16 protein-coding genes are annotated in these 17,311 nt (G+C 34.3%); 5 read left to right on the top strand and 11 right to left on the bottom strand.

Going from position 1 to position 17,311, the window contains the following annotated elements:
- Positions 1 to 58: 58 nt before the first annotated feature.
- Together LN051_RS01000 and LN051_RS00995 are read right to left on the bottom strand one after the other, a co-directional pair.
- Complete coding sequence (locus LN051_RS01000; protein WP_229292778.1) at positions 59 to 688, bottom strand: FMN-binding negative transcriptional regulator; 630 nt, start codon at positions 686 to 688, stop codon at positions 59 to 61.
- Positions 689 to 803: 115 nt separating this feature from the next.
- Positions 804 to 2,189 (bottom strand): MFS transporter, encoded by a 1,386-nt coding sequence (locus LN051_RS00995; RefSeq protein ID WP_229292777.1) that lies wholly within the window; start codon positions 2,187 to 2,189, stop codon positions 804 to 806.
- 279 nt (positions 2,190 to 2,468) lie between these two features.
- Here LN051_RS00995 and LN051_RS00990 point away from each other — a divergent pair, with 279 nt between their 5' ends.
- Both LN051_RS00990 and LN051_RS00985 read left to right on the top strand, forming a co-directional pair.
- Entirely contained in the window at positions 2,469 to 3,407 is a 939-nt protein-coding gene (locus LN051_RS00990) for a ketopantoate reductase family protein (protein WP_229292776.1), read from the top strand.
- Between the two features lie 461 nt (positions 3,408 to 3,868).
- Entirely contained in the window at positions 3,869 to 4,015 is a 147-nt protein-coding gene (locus tag LN051_RS00985) for a hypothetical protein (RefSeq protein WP_229292775.1), read from the top strand.
- A 1,217-nt stretch (positions 4,016 to 5,232) separates the two neighbouring features.
- On the opposite strand, the gene LN051_RS00980 is transcribed toward LN051_RS00985, so the two are convergent.
- Positions 5,233 to 5,802 (bottom strand): hypothetical protein, encoded by a 570-nt coding sequence (locus tag LN051_RS00980; protein ID WP_229292774.1) that lies wholly within the window; start codon positions 5,800 to 5,802, stop codon positions 5,233 to 5,235.
- Positions 5,803 to 6,646: 844 nt separating this feature from the next.
- Here LN051_RS00980 and LN051_RS00975 point away from each other — a divergent pair.
- Together LN051_RS00975 and LN051_RS00970 are read left to right on the top strand one after the other, a co-directional pair.
- Entirely contained in the window at positions 6,647 to 8,437 is a 1,791-nt protein-coding gene (locus LN051_RS00975; RefSeq protein WP_229292773.1) for an acyltransferase family protein, read from the top strand.
- A gap of 329 nt (positions 8,438 to 8,766) precedes the next feature.
- Positions 8,767 to 9,474 (top strand): hypothetical protein, encoded by a 708-nt coding sequence (locus LN051_RS00970; RefSeq protein ID WP_229292772.1) that lies wholly within the window; start codon positions 8,767 to 8,769, stop codon positions 9,472 to 9,474.
- A gap of 110 nt (positions 9,475 to 9,584) precedes the next feature.
- Here LN051_RS00970 and LN051_RS00965 read toward each other — a convergent pair whose 3' ends face one another.
- The 7 genes from LN051_RS00965 to LN051_RS00935 all read right to left on the bottom strand — a co-directional run bounded on the left by LN051_RS00965 (position 9,585) and on the right by LN051_RS00935 (position 14,981).
- A complete protein-coding gene (locus LN051_RS00965; RefSeq protein ID WP_229292771.1) occupies positions 9,585 to 10,385 on the bottom strand; it encodes an arylamine N-acetyltransferase family protein in 801 nt (266 codons plus the stop codon).
- A 266-nt stretch (positions 10,386 to 10,651) separates the two neighbouring features.
- Positions 10,652 to 10,945, bottom strand: a complete 294-nt coding sequence (locus tag LN051_RS00960; protein WP_229292770.1) for a hypothetical protein — start codon at positions 10,943 to 10,945, stop codon at positions 10,652 to 10,654.
- 4 nt (positions 10,946 to 10,949) lie between these two features.
- Complete coding sequence (locus LN051_RS00955) at positions 10,950 to 11,276, bottom strand: hypothetical protein (protein ID WP_229292769.1); 327 nt, start codon at positions 11,274 to 11,276, stop codon at positions 10,950 to 10,952.
- Positions 11,273 to 12,670, bottom strand: a complete 1,398-nt coding sequence (locus LN051_RS00950) for a hypothetical protein (RefSeq protein ID WP_229292768.1) — start codon at positions 12,668 to 12,670, stop codon at positions 11,273 to 11,275. The genes LN051_RS00955 and LN051_RS00950 overlap by 4 nt, the downstream gene beginning before the upstream one ends.
- Positions 12,667 to 13,419, bottom strand: coding sequence for a tandem-type lipoprotein (locus tag LN051_RS00945; protein ID WP_229292767.1), 753 nt, complete (start codon positions 13,417 to 13,419; stop codon positions 12,667 to 12,669). The genes LN051_RS00950 and LN051_RS00945 overlap by 4 nt, the downstream gene beginning before the upstream one ends.
- 39 nt (positions 13,420 to 13,458) lie before the next feature.
- A complete protein-coding gene (locus tag LN051_RS00940; RefSeq protein WP_229292766.1) occupies positions 13,459 to 14,235 on the bottom strand; it encodes a tandem-type lipoprotein in 777 nt (258 codons plus the stop codon).
- Between the two features lie 5 nt (positions 14,236 to 14,240).
- Positions 14,241 to 14,981, bottom strand: coding sequence for a tandem-type lipoprotein (locus LN051_RS00935; RefSeq protein ID WP_229292765.1), 741 nt, complete (start codon positions 14,979 to 14,981; stop codon positions 14,241 to 14,243).
- Positions 14,982 to 15,216: 235 nt separating this feature from the next.
- Between LN051_RS00935 and LN051_RS00930 the strand changes: the two genes are divergently transcribed.
- On the top strand, positions 15,217 to 16,110 hold the full coding sequence (locus tag LN051_RS00930; RefSeq protein ID WP_229292764.1) for a fructose bisphosphate aldolase: 894 nt from the start codon (positions 15,217 to 15,219) through the stop codon (positions 16,108 to 16,110).
- A gap of 44 nt (positions 16,111 to 16,154) precedes the next feature.
- Here the strand turns inward: LN051_RS00930 and LN051_RS00925 are convergent, their stop codons facing one another.
- Positions 16,155 to 17,159: a metal ABC transporter solute-binding protein, Zn/Mn family gene (locus LN051_RS00925; RefSeq protein WP_229292763.1), complete on the bottom strand. Its 1,005-nt coding sequence runs from the start codon at positions 17,157 to 17,159 to the stop codon at positions 16,155 to 16,157.
- Between the last annotated feature and the right edge of the window lie 152 nt (positions 17,160 to 17,311).

The raw sequence follows: 17,311 nt of genomic DNA, 5'->3' as shown, positions 1-17,311 counted from the left end.
CAGACAAGTGCTCTAAAATACCATTTATTGGCATTTCAGAGCACTTGTGTTTTATGATTTAATCTTGATTTTTATTTTTTAAAACGTGACGCTTCATTTCGTCTGATAGTTGACGTTCTATTGAGTGGTTGGAATTGGCTAATTGTGTAATAATTGTATTTTTATCTATGTCTGTTTTAGTTTGACTCAGCTTATAACTTCCTTGCATTTCCGTCACTTGAATTTCAAATCCGATAATTCCTTTTACTTGTTTCAACGTTTGTTCTGATAAATTTTCCCAAGTAGCACCATTTGAACGATTTCCTTCATATTTCCCAAGCAATATTTTTAAATCTGCTTGCAATTCCTCGGGACTCAATAAACGACTTTTCCCATACAAATGGAGGCTTTGATAGTTCCACGTTGGCACATCTTCTTTTTCATACCATGTCGATGAAATGTAAGCATGCGGGCCTTGAACAAGCACAAGTACTGCCTCATTATGTACCAGGGTCTCTAATTGAGCATTTCCTTTTGCAAGATGGCCAGTAAGTCGTATCTTTTCCCCTTCTACATCTACATTCACCGGGACATGTGTCGCAATTGGACGTGTTCCCTCCATTGTAACGATCGTTACAAACGGATGTGCCTCAATAAAACGTACCATTTCTTCAAAATCGTGCATTTGATATTGTTTTGGAATATACATCCGAATCCCCCCTTTTTTGAAAATTATACATGATTCGTTCATAAAAAGGGAGATAGGGTCATATAGCGCGATGGTTTACCAAACGCCTAACATGCGTTTTCTTACCTTATACTTGTCATTGTACACCTTGTGATCGAGGCACAAGCAATACCACAAGTAAAAATGAAATCAATGCCATAAATACGTTAAACCCTAAGCCAAACATCGCCCCGATTTGTAAGTTAAACGCAGACGTCCCCATCGCAAAAACAGTTGTGGAGATGGCGATACCAAACGCATTACCGAGCGATGAAGACATTTTATAAATCCCTGATGCCATACCAATATGTGCTTCATCCGCATTCGCAATCGCTGTGTCCATAGATGGCGTTGCGTATAAACCAAGGCCTAAACCATAAATAAAATATCCAATCACACACGCGATAACATAAGCTGTCGTAGGTAAAAATGTCAGTGAGATTAAAATAATACCTACCATGTTTAATAAACTTCCGATATACATCGGCTTTTGTGCACCTAAACGTTGTAAAATTTTTTCTCCAACACGAATGGTAACTAATACCATAATGAGATACGTAATTGAGAGATAACCCGCTTGTGCAGATGTAAACCCTTTATCTTCTTGAACGAAAGTATTACTTACAATTAAAGTTCCTGCTACAGCATTCATTAAAAAATTAGATAATGTTGCTCCTGTATACCCTTTATCTTTAAAAATATTAAAATTCACTAATGGGTTTTTACGGTTCTTTTCCGTAATGATAAAAGTCAAAATTGAAATGACAAATATAGTAATGAGCGCCAAGATAAATGGAGATGTGATGCCATAATCAGAACTTTGAGTAATGATTAAATTTAAACTTAGAATAAAAACAAGAAAGAGCATTAAACCAATAAAATCAAATTTTTGGCGTGCTACAGTGTGTTTTCGAGGTACTTCTGGTGTCCCTTTAATTAAAATCATGGAGACAATGGCAACCATGATTGAAAAGATGAAAATCCAGCGCCATCCTAAATATGTAGCAGTAATTCCGCCAAAAAATGAAGCGATACCTCCACCGCCCCAAGATCCGATAGACCAATAACTTAAAGCCGCTTGACGGTGACGGCCATGATAATAGCCTTTTATGATTGATAAAGTTGCTGGCATAACAAACGCTGCCGATATACCTTGTATCCCGCGTCCGATGATGACAGGAATAATATGTGACGATAAAACAATAACTAATGATCCAATAATGCTTAAAGTTAAACCGACATAAGTCATTTTGACAGGACCATACTTATCTGCAATCCCACCAGCACCAACGATAAACATACCTGAAAAGAGGGACGTCAGACTGACAGCAACATTAATTAGTCCGAAATTCTCCCCTAATTCTTGGTGTAGGGTGGGTACTACATTGACTAAAGATAATGCAAATAGCCAAAACGTAATCACGCCTAGAACAATCCCTATAATAAGTCGACTATTACCTACAAACTCAGAATTATGTTCCATTATTTCATCATATCCCTTTAGTTAAATTTGTGTTCTGCCCGTTAATTCCATTTAAATATGTGCTACATGTTCACTAAAAATGCAAATTAAACACCAAAAAATATATTGCTCATTTTAATCTATAATTGTCATTTTTTCAATTTAGAAACTAAAACCAACGCCCTCATTGTGCAATTTTTCGAATATTTTGGTAACTTTTCTCATATACGATTGACATCGATTTCTATTGAAATTACGCTAAAAATACAACATTTTAGTTATTCAAAGGGGGAATTATAAATGAAAAAAATTGCAATCGCAGGTGCCGGTGCTATGGGAAGTCGCATTGGAAGCCAACTCAAAAAAGCAGGTTATGACGTCACACTCATCGATTTCTGGGATGAACACGTTCAAGCCATCAATGACCGCGGTCTTGAAATTCAAACTGAAACTGATACATATCACATTGATATCCCAGCATGTAAACCCGAGGATGCTGAAGCGCGTTACGATTTAATCATTATCTTAACGAAAGCAATGCACTCTGAAGTAATGCTTCAAACTTTACTTGATCGGGGCGCAATTTATGAAGATACAGCTATTTTGACTTTAATGAATGGTCTCGGTCATGATGAACGCTTTGCCCAAATTATTCCTACAACGCAAGTTTTCTTAGCTGTAACAGTATGGACAGCAGGATTACGTGGCCCTGGTCAAATCTTACTAGAAGGTACTGGTCGCATCGACTTACAACGTGCTGACGGTGAAAATGATGCACGTACAGAAGCTATTGTTGAGATGTTCAATCATGCTCATTTGAATGCCTATATCAGTGATAACGTTATTCAAACGGTTTGGGAAAAAGCAACTTTAAACAGTGTCCTTAATCCACTTTGTACGATACTTGATAAGACCATCTTTGAATTCAGTTCCTACCCTGATGCACGCCAACAAATTGAACCGATCATCGATGAAATCATTGCAGTCGCAAAAGCGAAAGGGATACAACTCAACGCTCAGACCCTTATTCAAAAAATTGAAAGTACTTATCCAAAAAACGCTCAAGGACTACACTACCCTTCTATGCATCAAGATCTCTATCGCGGTCGCTTAACAGAAATCGACTACTTGAATGGGCAAATTAGTGCTTATGGCCGTGAATTCGGTATTCCTACTCCTAATAATGATATGTTGCTTCATTTGATTCACCAGCTCGAAATGACGCACGTCAAAGGATAAGCGGCTTTAACTTAAACACATCAACACATTGCACTTATCGCAACGTGTTGGTGTTTTTTATACATTAAAAATTTTCCAACACTCATTGTAAAATCATTTTAAGATTATACAACTCTTTCAAAAAGATAAACTCCTCTCCCACTTACTAAAAATTTAGCGTTAATACTACACTCAACTTAATAATAAACACATTCCTCATAAATTTTTAGAAAAATCGGAAAATTTATATTGCAATCTTCATTTACACACTTTATAATCTAATTACAGAAAATATTTGATATTGTCACGCTTAATTTTTGACTTATCCTATATTTTCTTAGCACATGTCATCTTATCCAGCATAAGGAAACGTCTCACATATCTGTATGTCCTAACCTCACATATACTAGATTTATTAAGCAAGTATGTATCCTATATTAATAACTGGCCAATAAAACAGTCTTATTTCTTTAAAACAACTTTTGCGATATGGTCAATATGAACGCGGTATCTTACCTCATTTCTACCAATCACATACACTTAATGAAACAGCTTGGCACGTCTATACAGGTATCGTGTGTACGCTACTCCCCAGCTATGGTACATTTCCTTATGCGCTTATTGGGTAATTTCCCCCCATACAAATGAGCATCTTCAGATATATGACCGCGCGCGAAACCTTCAAACTTATTTCAACACTTAATCCCAAATAGCGATCAATTTCTGTTAGCACTCATTTCAGGCAGCTTTCATACACCTCAAAGTATACAAAGTCTCATTACAAATCGACGTACCCACTATTAAACACATCAACGTCACTATATTCGTATGAAAAAAGCCGTATCAAAGATGACATGTTGCTATTATTTACGTCAGCGTTTTTTCATAGTGTATTACTTACTAACACAATGGCTTTATTTTGATTATCAGTGCACTACAAATTCACAACAAGGTCATTTTGTTAAAACAGTTAAGGTGCACTTGTTATCACTTAACAATGACGTAAATTTAGTTAAGTTTATTGTTGATGCGCTGTACTCTTGATCACAGTACAACATCACTACACACATATTGAATCCTCGCAATGAGAGAAGCAAAATATAAGTTATACAACGATACGCATTTTGATTGTTGTCTCACCTTATTCATAGGCATATTTGGATGAAACTGCCTACATTTGATTTTACTCTATGAGATAAAGTAGCTTCTTCTAAGTTGTTTTATATCAATACGGTTGCGTTAGAGTTCACTTCATTTTGCGCCTCAACTTGCTTATCATCTTTGATCAAGCTTTTATACCGTTCAATATGTCCCTGAATGTGAGACTGTATACGTCCTATGAACCTGATATTTCAGACACATTTCTAAAAATCTTAGAAACGCCATCTCTGACACATCCACCTCGTGTCAGAGATGGTTTTTTTGTATATACATTGCGGTTATTTGTGTTCAAAATAAGCAACACACTTCTAACTAAAAATGTTAAAAGTGTGTCGCTTTCTATATTAAACATGTTTAGACACGCCACATTTGTCGATAATCGTTTGAATAAAAGAGGTTAGGACATCATAAATTCGTACTCTAGGAAACCGATAAATGGTCTTCCAAAAGTAACATTTTGTCCTAACCTCTTTATTGATACTCTACAAAAATTTTACCTACTGAGAACATGAACCACATCAAACAGCCCACCATACCTTAACATTTATGAAAGAATATCCAATGAATTTGTCGGTATGAAAAAATAAATATTATTATAATTTATGACTTTATATAAAAAGGATATGGTGAGCCATCTCATGTGTCAGTAGGTAAAATTAATTAAAAAAGGATTGCTTACAAAAAGCTAACTTGCGGTATATTGCGAATCATACCTCTTAAATTCTCGATAAAGTAAAATGAAGGTTTCTAGTGTAGTTATGGGAACACCGGTGTCTTTAGATAAATCATTCATAGATTGGTGTTCAAGGAGCTTTAAAATTTCTTCAACTTCTGAAGGGGTAAAACGGTAGCGGCCAAATGTAACGAGTTGATCTTCAACTAAAAATTGATACTGGTAATACTCATCTTCAAAATAACCGATGAGTGTTTCAATTACACTTTCAGTTAAAGCCTCAGGTTTGAAATAAAATTGATGGTCGAGTACTTTGAAGTTAATTTGACGACGTTGAAACATTCTTAAAATATTTTCAAACGTTTCGACCGAGTTGCACATCGACGTTAACTCTACAGTCACGACTGTGTCACCAGGGTTCAGTGGGTGCTTCAAAAAATCTAAATCATCTTGGGTGAAATCCTCGTAATACGCATCGCAATACGTAATATAAGTTTGCTCACAATTTTCTGCTTCTAACTTCTTTCGATAATTGTTTACCATTGGCAATGAATGTCGTACTAAAGCTGTTCCAATAATCATAGGAACACCTCCTAATTGAAAATTTCAATAATATCACATTACTAAAGTTAAAAATATGTTGCCCTCTTCACTGTTAGTCTCTCTTTTTTAACTTAATATGGATTATGATGAAATGGTATAAATTAAGATCATCAAATCGAGGAAACAATTTATTAAAAAGCAAAAGTGTTTCTTGATGAATTTAATATATCACACATTCATCAGTTACACAATATTATTTTAACATTTATTTAAAATAAATTCTAATTACATAATTTGATAAAATATCGGTATTCTTGTATTGAAAAATAAAGAAATCATGACAACATATGAAAAAATAAACTGAAGCGTGGGTTAAAAATTCATTTATTTTAAATGTTCAATTTAAGTTGAGAACTGACCGGAAACGTTCAATTCATCTTCTGCATTATCACAAATTAAGCAGTTATAGTCGGTTCGAAATAAAAGGATATATTGCGACTCATCGCCGCTTTAACGCTATATATTAGAATTTTAAATGGCATAACGCTACTATCAAGTGCTATAAATTATTTTGTGCTCAAGTCTTGCTGATAAGTTCGTTTATTTTCATATGCTAAGTCACTGAAATACGTATTTTACAAGAACTTGAAAACGCTATAAAATATTTCTTAATTTTTGACCGCTACTATTTGTACTAATAGTAAAAGTCATATATATTATTCATATATTCCCATTATTGAGATATAATAATTTTGATACACATAGGGCGTCGTGCTTTACGTAATGAAGTTTAATCATTAGACCCTATCAATTTTTAATAGCTATCATTTGTATTTGAAATGTTTTATCGCTGTTCAATTTTTAAAATTTAAGGATGTTATGAATGACACAAAAGGAATTAAAAAGAACGAAACCTGTTCATACTCAAAAGTATCTCCCTGGTCTCGACGGTTTTAGAGCGATTGCCGTCATCGCAATTATTATCTTCCATTTAAACCCTCAATGGTTGCCAGGTGGGTTTCTAGGTGTAGATACCTTTTTTGTAATTTCTGGTTTTTTGATTACATCATTGTTAATTTCTGAGTATGATAAGACTGGAAAAATCAACCTACCTGCGTTCTGGCTTCGCCGTGTGAAGCGTTTAATCCCTGCCGTGTTATTTATGTTGGCAGTTGTATTGACGTATACTATATTTTTCGAGCCTGATATTATATTAGCGTTAAAAAATGATGCCATCGCGGCTATATTTTACGTATCCAACTGGTGGTATATTGCACAAGATGTTGATTATTTTAATCAATTTTCTATCGCGCCCTTGAAACATTTATGGTCTTTGGCTATTGAAGAACAGTTTTATCTCTTCTTTCCATTTATTCTTTATATGATTTTCAAGTTGCGAAAAAGACAGTATACATTTATTATCTTTTTTATCGTTTCGCTCATTTCGTTAGCTTTAATGATTTTCTTATCAAGTACAACCAGCAGCACAGCCCGCGTTTATTTCGGCACAGATACGCGACTTCAAACCTTATTATTAGGTGCGATGCTTGCACTCATTTGGCCACCTTTTAGATTAAAACAAAAAGTTGCAATGCGGTTACGTACGTTGATTGATCTCGTAGGCGTACTCAGTTTTGCGCTTCTCGTCGTTTTTATTTTAAATGTAAGCGAACATGATACATGGATTTATCATGGCGGTTTTTACTTAATCTCTTTTGTAACGTTATTTACAATTGCAAGTGTTGTACATCCATCCGGATTTTTTGCAAAATTCATGGGGAATCCACTCTTTGTAGCAATTGGTAAGCGGTCATACAGTTTGTATTTATGGCACTATCCTGTCATCGTATTGTTACATCGTCACTTTGTGGCAGGGCAACTTCCTTATTACGTGTACATTATTGATGTCGTATTAATGTTTGTGTTTGCTGAAATATCTTATCGTTTCATTGAAAATCCTATTCGTAAAAATGGCTTCCGTGCCTTCTCATTCAAACCGAATCAAGTGTCACGCTTCATGCGTCTTGCGCTTATTCTTTTGTTGGCGGTTCCATCATTATTATTGTTAAGCGGTCAAGCCGACAACCTTGGTAAAAATCATAATACTCAAAAACAAACTTCTTTTACCAATAAGAAAACAGCGAAACCTAAAACACCCCCTGCTGATGAGAATGCAAAGCATGTTGATTCAAAACATTTAGCACCGCTTCTTATTGGAGACTCAGTAATGGTAGACATCGGTAATGTCTTCCAAAAATCTGTACCGAACGCGACCATTGACGGGAAGGTCGGTCGTCAATTATCAGAAGCCAATGCCCTACTTACCTCACAATATCGTGATTTTGCGAAGCCTAATAAAGATGTCGTGATGCAGTTGGGAACAAATGGTGCTTTTACAGAGGAACAAGTGAATCAAATTATCGGTGATTTAGGAGATGCACAAATTTATTTTGTCAATGTACGTGTGCCAAGAGATTACGAACAAAATGTTAATGATAGTTTGAAAAAAGCTGCAGATAAACATGAAAATGTTCATCTTATCGATTGGCACAAAGCCTCAAGCGGACATCCTGAATACTTTGCTTATGACGGTGTACATTTAGAATATGCAGGTCAAAAAGCATTGAGTAACCTTATTATTGACGAACTCAAAAAACAACATTCCAAAAATTAATCACATGACTTATTAAGGTTGAGACAAAAGCGTTCAAAATGCCAACAGAACTAAATGCTCTGTTGGCATTTTTCTTTTGTGGCATAGCGTATTCCATAACAGTATCCATGATGTCTCAGCCTGTTTTAATGTACGATATCGCACATCGTGTTTTTTGTATCAAAAATTAATATGTGTTAGGATAAAATAAACATTTTACCCTTGCTATTTTTAATTTCAACTTATTTAGCAGTAGGCCAACATATGTCTGCTTTCTACGCTTGTTCCTTCTTAAAATACGATAGCAGTAATTTACACTAATATGGCCAGACTGATTGGAGGGAGTTATTATGAAACGCCAAGAAAGAAATCGTGATTACCCTAGAATTGAGAAAATTTTAGATGATGGAACGATCATCGCGTATGATAAGTTCAACCAGTTAAATACAGATTTAAACATCAATACGTTAACCCATCAGCAACAGCAAGAAGTATTCGGTGGTATATTGATTCGCCCGCAGCGTCATAATGATTATAATGAAAGAGATTATCGACGCGAACAACAACAACAAGCAGAAATTGATTCGTCCAAAAGAAAAAACAAATTGCTTCTTTTGGCCTTATTTATCATCGCCATTGCTTTAGTTGCATTTATCGTTAAATCTTGCACATCTTCAGATGACCCAAATCAAGCAACCAACGATACAAATTCAACGGAACAAGCCAACCAAAATGATGCGCAATTGGTACAACAAAAAAATGACCAACTCCAACAACAAGTGGAAGATACAAAGAAAAGTATCGAAAATAATCAAGCAAATACACAAAGTAAAATTGATGCTTTAAAACAAGAAATCGCCGCTTTAAAAAATAAAACGAACGATCCACAAGCAGATAAAGTGGCGAATGACTATGACAAAACAGCAGACAATTTACAAAATGCAGAAAATCAACGCCAAAATGGCAACGAAGCTCAAATGCAAAAGGAACTCGATAAAGTAAACTCAAAACTTGAAGAAATCAAAGATAAAATCAGCGCATTTTTCAACAAAGAATAACGTATGCATACACAAAGCGCCCTCCCATATTCACAACGGAATATGAGAGGGCGTTAAACTTTTCCTTATCACTTAGCAATCACCGATAGCTAGCCAAAATCAAAGTACCTTTATTTATAAGGTCCTTCTAACCGATGAATGACACTATCTATATTAAAGTACTTTTTTAACAATGTACGATAATTGTCTGGTGTTATTTCCTTTTTGTATTTTTGCCCCTCTTCAGTAAGCGTTAAATGATGCTGTGACATAGTTACGTGACCTTTTTCTGTAGGTTTTGTGACGATGAGTTGTTTCACAAAAATAGAATTAGGATTCGTCTGATTATATACTAAGTTCTCCGCAAAATCAGCTAATTGTTTAGGCGTTAAATCCCCTTCGTATTTCGTCTTCCAAGCCTCACTGTCCCATTTTTGAACTTCAAACCGATCATATGTATCATCAACAAAAACCGCTCTAAATATTCCCATAGTATCTTCAACTACTTGTGCCTGATTTTGAGGCAATAATGGCATAACATGTAGCGGACGTTCGCCAAAGCCCACATCAGCGATATAATAATGCCCCTCTATCTCGACCACGGTAGACATATGAGAACCAGGTAAACTACGCCCACCGTCAGGCGTATGCACAGTGGCAGAAACATTGAATGCACGAAACCCTTTTTCAACTAAGTAATGGCGATATAACGTATTCAGTTCATAACAAAAACCACCCCGTTGACGGTTGACCACTTTATCATAAATTGCGGCAATCTCTACCGATATGCTGACACCATTTTGAACATCAATATTTTCAAACGGCACCTTGCGTATAAAGTGTTCCGTGTACATATCAAGTGCTTCACGTGTTGGGGCAGTAAAACGCGTTTCGTCTATATTTAAATAATATTCCAAACCTTTATGCTTCATACGTATCACTCCTTGCTTCAATGGCGTTAGTGCTCAACTTATCATTAACATACTTTTGAAGCCCACATACTAACACCTACTTGTGAAATATCAATGATACCTTCCTCTGTCATCGTAATACTAAAACTTTCCTTATGACAAACGGCAGGCCTTTGATATTGCGCAAATTAAAGAACCATTAAAACTCAATTACTCCTACGTTTATTTAATGTACGCTAAGAACGAAATAAAGGACGTGAACATCTCAATGTCCCGTCCCTCATTTACTATTTAATAGCTTCTAACGCTTTTTGAACCGCGGTCATTTCTCCCTTTGCAGCCTTAGTCCAATCCCCTTTAGCGTAAGCTTCAAATTCTGCAAAAAATGCGGCTTGACTTGCAATAATCTTATCGATACACTGGTCTTCTTCTGAATCTAACGCTTTCATACGTTCATCTCGATGGTCAATAGCATTAGGCGCAATCGTTTTAGTGATTATGAGATAATATGCTTTTTTCTTTAGGATATTAAGCGTTAATGAATAATGAATTATATCGTCATAGTAAGATTCTAATCCCATATTCTCACCCCTTTATTTCAATCTGCTTAATTTTTTGTTGATATTCATGTTGTATATGATCTCGCTCAGCTTGTAATTTTCTTTCCACCACTTTGATTTGTTGATTTGCATCATATTCCAATTCACTCATAATGTATTCAAACTCATGTTGATAATTGTGAAGATTAGTGTCTTTTTGTTGAAGACTGTGAAATATATCGTAATCTTTTTCAATATCTCTTCTCAAGCTATGTTTATAGTCTTGTAAAACATCAAAATTTTTGTCAAAACGGTGAAGTGCTTCTTGCATCTCATCTTCTATACTTTCAATTTTTCTTTTTAGTTCATTCATGATGACATCACTCCTAGTTGTTGCGCTAAATTTTGATCATTATTTACAATCTCATTAATCGCATTTTCCATTTTAGTAACTAAATCATCATACTTTTGACGTACCTCTTTTAATTTAGCTTCTTTTGTTTTAATTGTTTCTTTTGGCTCGTTAAAAATAGATTGTTCAGTTGCGCCCCCCTCTCTAAGTGCCTCTATAATTTCATCATCTGTTAGTAATCCATGTGCTACTTCTTGTCCTTTATGTTTTGTGTCTTGCCATAATACACCTAAATCTTCTATTGCTGATTGATATTCTTTGCATAATAACTGAATTTCCGCATCTAACAAATCATTTAACCCCTTTATTAAAGTCAATGCGATTGCGCTTTCAATAAGCTTTTCTTGAGAAGAGGACAATCCTCCACCATTTGTTCGGACCATATTAGCACGTAATGCGTCGATTTTTTCAAGTCGCTTTTGCGTTGTATCATGAACTTCTTTATGCTTATTTTTTAAAGATTTATCAAAAGGGTATTTATTCAATTTCTTTTTTATTTCTAATTGTTTTTCGTAAGTTAACATTGATGATAGTGAATGACTACCTGAACCAAGTACCACATCTTCCCCATAATACTTCCCACCCAAAAGCATTAAGCCAAGCGATAAAGGATCATCATTATTTCTAAAATGCGTTATTTCACCATTAAAATCTTTAGCTTTAGAATCAAAGATAGTCATTTTAATGAATTCATGAATTGAATTTTTTGGTCCAATTTTGGTGTCTAGCATTGATTGGTAACTAGAGAGACCGATAATAGGAGATGTCAAATACGGTGAGTATCCTTCTATCATTGAGGCGATTAAATCTTGATTAAGTTTGTTCGCAACAGTTGTGTTCGTAACATGAGTAGTTGCAGCATTAAACTCAACGATACTATCTACATTATGTTCTATCCCCAAAACAGCTGCATCACGACCACCTTTAGAATGACCCGTAAAACCTTCAATTTCATGATTCTTTTTAATTTTTTCAACAAATTTATTGGCTTCAACAAAATATGGGTCTGCTGCATCAACCATCCCTAGACCAATATTAATATCTGCTCCCACATCTTTTATTAAATCTAGTTTATTATCAACATTTGTTCCAGCAAAGCCAATCGTTACTCTATTCGTATTTGTATCTAAAAAAGCAGAGCCACTCATTCCTGTACTTTTATCAACAAATGAATCGATATATTTTAAGTTTGGAGGGAATTCTCTGTACTCTTTATCTTCCTCAATACTTATTTCAAAATCCGATTGTTTGGCACCTTTAAGCATTTCTGCTTCAATTTCATATGTTTTATAAGAAATAGCACTGTTTTTTTCCGTGTAACTGCTTATAGGTGATATCTCTCTTTTATCTTTCATTTAATGTACCTCTCTGGTCTATAGCCTACAATACTTGTGAAATAACTCTCATCTGCATCGTCTAATTCATAAGTGATTTTATTAGATCCTCCTACATCACTTTTAACTTCTCCTCTTCCTTTGAATATAAGCTTAGGATTCTTTTTGACTTTTAGACCATATCGTTTCTCTATTTCTTTTAAGTTGTCATCATTCTGATTTAAATTATACATAAGAAGATAATTGGGCAATTCAGGATTATAACTAAAGTCTTTAAATTCATATTGATTCCATTTTTTTAAATTCCCAAATTGAACAAAGAACTTAAATTTTTCAACTTTTTCCTTAATACGTGGGTCAACGTTAGAATCTTTTAAAACTAACTTGTTGTTTTTCATTGTGATAGGATATCTTTTTTCAACATCTTGCCTAACGTCTTTCATTCCTTTCTTTATAAAATAATCTCCTTCACTTGTCCTAGAATTTCGATTAATATGTAAAATTACTCCTTCAGTATTGAGTCTTCCGTGCTCATTTGTTTTATATAGAGCCGTGTAAATGGTCCATACACCTTTATCCTCTTTACTGAAATTGGCATCCCTATAACCTTCTTTATCGTAAAAATCTTCTAGGTTTTTCGTCGGATAAACAGATAAAGACTCTTGTAATTCTGCTTCTACTTCTTCTCTTTTGTTAAAACCACAACTACTTAATACTGTCATTGAAATCATCACTCCTAATATCAAAATTGCCGTTTTTGTTACCTTCATGAAGCCACCACGTTCCTTTTGATATCACTTCAATATCTTTTATTTGGTATATCTCTCTGGTCTGTATCCTACTGCACTAGTTAAAAAACAACTATCAACATCATCTAATGTATACGTTACGGTATTAGATCCTCCAACATCACTTTTTACGTCTCCTCTTCCTTCAAATATAAGCTCAGGGGCACTTTTAGTTTTAAGATTATATCGTTGCTCTATTTCTTTTAAGTTACTATCATTCGGATTCAAATTATACATAAGAAGATAATTTGGCAATTCAGGATTATAACTGAAGTTTTTAAATTCATATTGTTTTAGATCGTTTAACTTTCCAAACTGAACAAAGAGCTCAAAATTTTCGACTTTTTCCTTAATACGTGGGTCAACGTTAGAATCTTTTAAGCGTAACTTACCGTTTTTCACTGTGATTGGATATCTTTTTTTTACATCTTTTCTAACGTCTTTCATTCCTTTTTCTACAAAATATTCTCCTTCACTTGTCCGAGAATTTCTGTTTATATGTAAAATTACCCCCTCACTGTCAAGTTCATCCTGTTCATTCTTTTTATCTATAGCCGTGTAAATGGTCCATACACCTTTATCCTCTTTACTGAAATTGGCGTCTCTATAACCTTCTTTATCGTAGAAATCCTCTAAATTCTTCGTCGGATAAACAGATAACGACTCTTGTAATTCTGCTTCTACTTTTTCTCTTTTGTTAAAACCACAACTACTTAATACTGTCATTGTGATTGTCAGTCCTAATATAAATACCGCTACTTTTTTCAGCCTCATAAAGTCCCGCTTTCTTTTTGACATCTTATTCATTTAATGTATCTCTCTGGTCTATAACTTACAAAACTCGTGAAAATACAGTCATCTGCATCATCTAATGTATAAGTGATACTATTAGATCCTCCAACATCACTTTTTACGTCTCCTCTTCCCTCAAATGTAAGATCAGGGTTCTTTCCTATTTTAATATTGAGTCGCTTTCCTATTTCTTTCAAATTGTCATCATTTTGATTTAGAGTATAACTAAGAAAATAATTGGGGAGTTCATTATTATAACTAAAATCTTTAAATTCATATTGATTCAATTTTTTTAAATTCCCAAACTGAACAAAGAGTTCAAAATTTTCAACTTTTTCTTTGATACGGGGATCAACGTTAGAATTTTTTAAATGTAACTTACCGTTTTTCATTGTGATAGGATATCTTTTTTCAACATCTTTTCTAACGTCTTTCATTCCTTTTTCTACAAAATATTCTCCTTCACTTGTTCGAGAATTTCGATTTATATGCAAGACCACTCCTTCAATATTAGACCTACCATATTCATTTTCTTTAGATATTGAAGTATAGATTGTCCAAACACCTTTATCCTCTTTACTAAAATTGATATCTCTATAACCTTCTTTATCGTAGAAATCCTCTAAATTCTTCGTCGGATAAACAGATAAAGACTCTTGTAATTCTGCTTCTACGTCTTCTCTTTTGTTGAAACCACAACCACTTAATGTAATTAATAAGACTAATAGTAGAGTGACTATTTTTATCTTCATGTTTTTAATACCTCTATTCAGAAATGTACAATGTTTTAATTTTATTATACTGTATGATGAAGTTTAAAATCTATATTTTGTGATAATAATATTCTTGTTTTTCCCCTTGATTAATATGACAATTTATTGAATTAAAAGTCACTGAACGGCGTAAATACAGCTTAAATTATTTGAACGTATTTACCGTTTTATGCATACTGTAGATGTACGACATTTTAAATAAGGAGTGTAAGTGATGAATAAAGAACAATTAAATAAAATGAAAAATGATAAAGGCTTTATTGCAGCTTTAGACCAAAGTGGCGGTAGTACACCTAAAGCTTTGCGTGGATATGGTGTAAATGAAGATCAATACAACAACGATGATGAAATGTTCCGTCTTGTTCATGAGATGCGTACACGCATTGTTACTTCTCCTTCTTTTACATCTGATAAAGTGATTGGTGCGATTCTTTTCGAACAAACGATGGATCGTGAAGTTGAAGGACAACATACAGGAGATTACCTTGCGAATAAAGGTATTGTTCCTTTCCTAAAAATAGATAAAGGGCTCGCTGAGCAAAAAGACGGTGTTCAATTAATGAAGCCGATGCCTGAGTTAGATGCATTATTAGATCGTGCGACTGAACATAAAATTTTCGGTACTAAAATGCGCTCTAATATTCTTGAATTTAATAAAGATGGTATTGACCAAGTAATCGATCAACAATTTGAGGTAGCAAAACAAATTATCGCAAAAGGTTTAGTGCCTATTATCGAGCCAGAAGTTAATATCGATGCTGAAGATAAAGCAGGTATTGAAGCTTACCTTACTGAAGTAATTCAAAAACATTTGGATCAACTTAATGATGATGAACTTGTAATGCTTAAGTTAACGATTCCTACAAACAAAAATCAATTTGAACCTTTAATCAATCACCCTAATGTGGTTCGTGTTGTAGCTTTATCTGGTGGTTACAGTCGCGAACATGCAAATGAAGTTTTAAAAACAAATGACGGACTTATCGCGAGCTTCTCTCGTGCGTTAATTAACGACTTACGTGTCAGTCAATCTGATGAAGAATTTGATAAAATTCTTGGAGAAACTATCGATTCTATTTATGACGCTTCAGTCAATAAAGTACAATAATATTAATAAGCCACACCCTGTTTTCTCAGGGTGTGGCTCTTTAATTATTTATTTAAGGCTTTTTCAATATTTTTAATATTTTCTTTCATTAAAGATTGATATGTGGCATCTTCACTTTGTGATTTAGACACGGATTCCATATTGTTGAATTTCAATGGTTGTGCGTCTGTTTCTTGACGAATCGTATCTGTGACTTTATTGGATACATTTTCTTCATACAAAATGTATTTTGTTTTGGAAGCTTTAATAGCTTTCACAATGTTTGTCAGTTCTTTTTGTGATGGGTCTTCAGCATTCATATTTTGAACACCTTGTTGTTTAAATCCATAATGTTTCGCAAGATAGCCTAAAGATTCATGTGAAACATACAATGTATCCCCTTGGTGGCCTTCTGTTGCTTTTTTCATATCTTGGTCGATGCCATCGAGTTCTTTTAATAATTTATCTGCATTTTTCTTATACTCTGCTTTATGACTTGGATCTTTTTTACTTAATTCATCACGAATGGCTTTAACCATCGTTTCATTCATTTTTGGATCTAACCAAATGTGTGGGTCATACATTCCATGGTTGTGCGCTTCATGATCATGTTCTTCATGGTCCGCATCGTGATCATGCGCTTCATCCCCATGTTCGTGGTCATGCTCATGTGCTTCATCTTCGTCATCATGCTCATCTTTCAATAAATCATTTTTATTTAAATGCGATTCAAGTGATAATTTTTTGTCATCTTCTTTAATCGCACCTGCAACTTTTTTAGCGACTGGATCTAAATTATCCCCCGTATAAACAAACAAGTCTGATTTACTTGCATCTAAAATATCCTTTTGTGACGGTTCATAACTATGTAAGTCTGTTCCTTTTGGATAAATGGATTCGACTTCAACATGGTCGCCACCAATTTGTTTAATAAATGATTCAATCGGAAATACGGTTGTTTTTACTTGGAGTTTATCGCTAGAAGAGGATTGTTTTCCAGATTGACCACATGCGACTAAAAGTATGCTTACGACTGCAATAGTTAAAAAAGCTAAAATACGTTTCTTCATATTAGCCCAATCTCCTTCTTTTAAATAGTAATTATTACGATTTAAAATTATACAACACCTCTACGCACCTTGCAATCATTATTTATAACCACTTTTCTTTTGATACACACTATTGCATAGTAAAATAGCGATAGTAGGACACCTCGTCATTA

Origin of the sequence: Staphylococcus ratti, from assembly GCF_020883535.1 — a bacterium.
GTDB lineage: Bacteria > Bacillota > Bacilli > Staphylococcales > Staphylococcaceae > Staphylococcus > Staphylococcus ratti.
This window is presented reverse-complemented; position numbering and strand designations above follow the sequence as displayed.

Excerpts from the sequence above, each read along its gene's own strand:
- LN051_RS01000 (WP_229292778.1), bottom strand. The coding sequence starts at position 688 with ATGTATATTCCAAAACAATATCAAATGCACGATTTTGAAGAAATGGTA.
- LN051_RS00995 (WP_229292777.1), bottom strand. The coding sequence starts at position 2,189 with ATGGAACATAATTCTGAGTTTGTAGGTAATAGTCGACTTATTATAGGG.
- LN051_RS00990 (WP_229292776.1), top strand. The coding sequence starts at position 2,469 with ATGAAAAAAATTGCAATCGCAGGTGCCGGTGCTATGGGAAGTCGCATT.
- LN051_RS00980 (WP_229292774.1), bottom strand. The coding sequence starts at position 5,802 with ATGATTATTGGAACAGCTTTAGTACGACATTCATTGCCAATGGTAAAC.
- LN051_RS00975 (WP_229292773.1), top strand. The coding sequence starts at position 6,647 with ATGACACAAAAGGAATTAAAAAGAACGAAACCTGTTCATACTCAAAAG.
- LN051_RS00970 (WP_229292772.1), top strand. The coding sequence starts at position 8,767 with ATGAAACGCCAAGAAAGAAATCGTGATTACCCTAGAATTGAGAAAATT.
- LN051_RS00965 (WP_229292771.1), bottom strand. The coding sequence starts at position 10,385 with ATGAAGCATAAAGGTTTGGAATATTATTTAAATATAGACGAAACGCGT.
- LN051_RS00960 (WP_229292770.1), bottom strand. The coding sequence starts at position 10,945 with ATGGGATTAGAATCTTACTATGACGATATAATTCATTATTCATTAACG.
- LN051_RS00955 (WP_229292769.1), bottom strand. The coding sequence starts at position 11,276 with ATGAATGAACTAAAAAGAAAAATTGAAAGTATAGAAGATGAGATGCAA.
- LN051_RS00950 (WP_229292768.1), bottom strand. The coding sequence starts at position 12,670 with ATGAAAGATAAAAGAGAGATATCACCTATAAGCAGTTACACGGAAAAA.
- LN051_RS00945 (WP_229292767.1), bottom strand. The coding sequence starts at position 13,419 with ATGAAGGTAACAAAAACGGCAATTTTGATATTAGGAGTGATGATTTCA.
- LN051_RS00940 (WP_229292766.1), bottom strand. The coding sequence starts at position 14,235 with ATGTCAAAAAGAAAGCGGGACTTTATGAGGCTGAAAAAAGTAGCGGTA.
- LN051_RS00935 (WP_229292765.1), bottom strand. The coding sequence starts at position 14,981 with ATGAAGATAAAAATAGTCACTCTACTATTAGTCTTATTAATTACATTA.
- LN051_RS00930 (WP_229292764.1), top strand. The coding sequence starts at position 15,217 with ATGAATAAAGAACAATTAAATAAAATGAAAAATGATAAAGGCTTTATT.
- LN051_RS00925 (WP_229292763.1), bottom strand. The coding sequence starts at position 17,159 with ATGAAGAAACGTATTTTAGCTTTTTTAACTATTGCAGTCGTAAGCATA.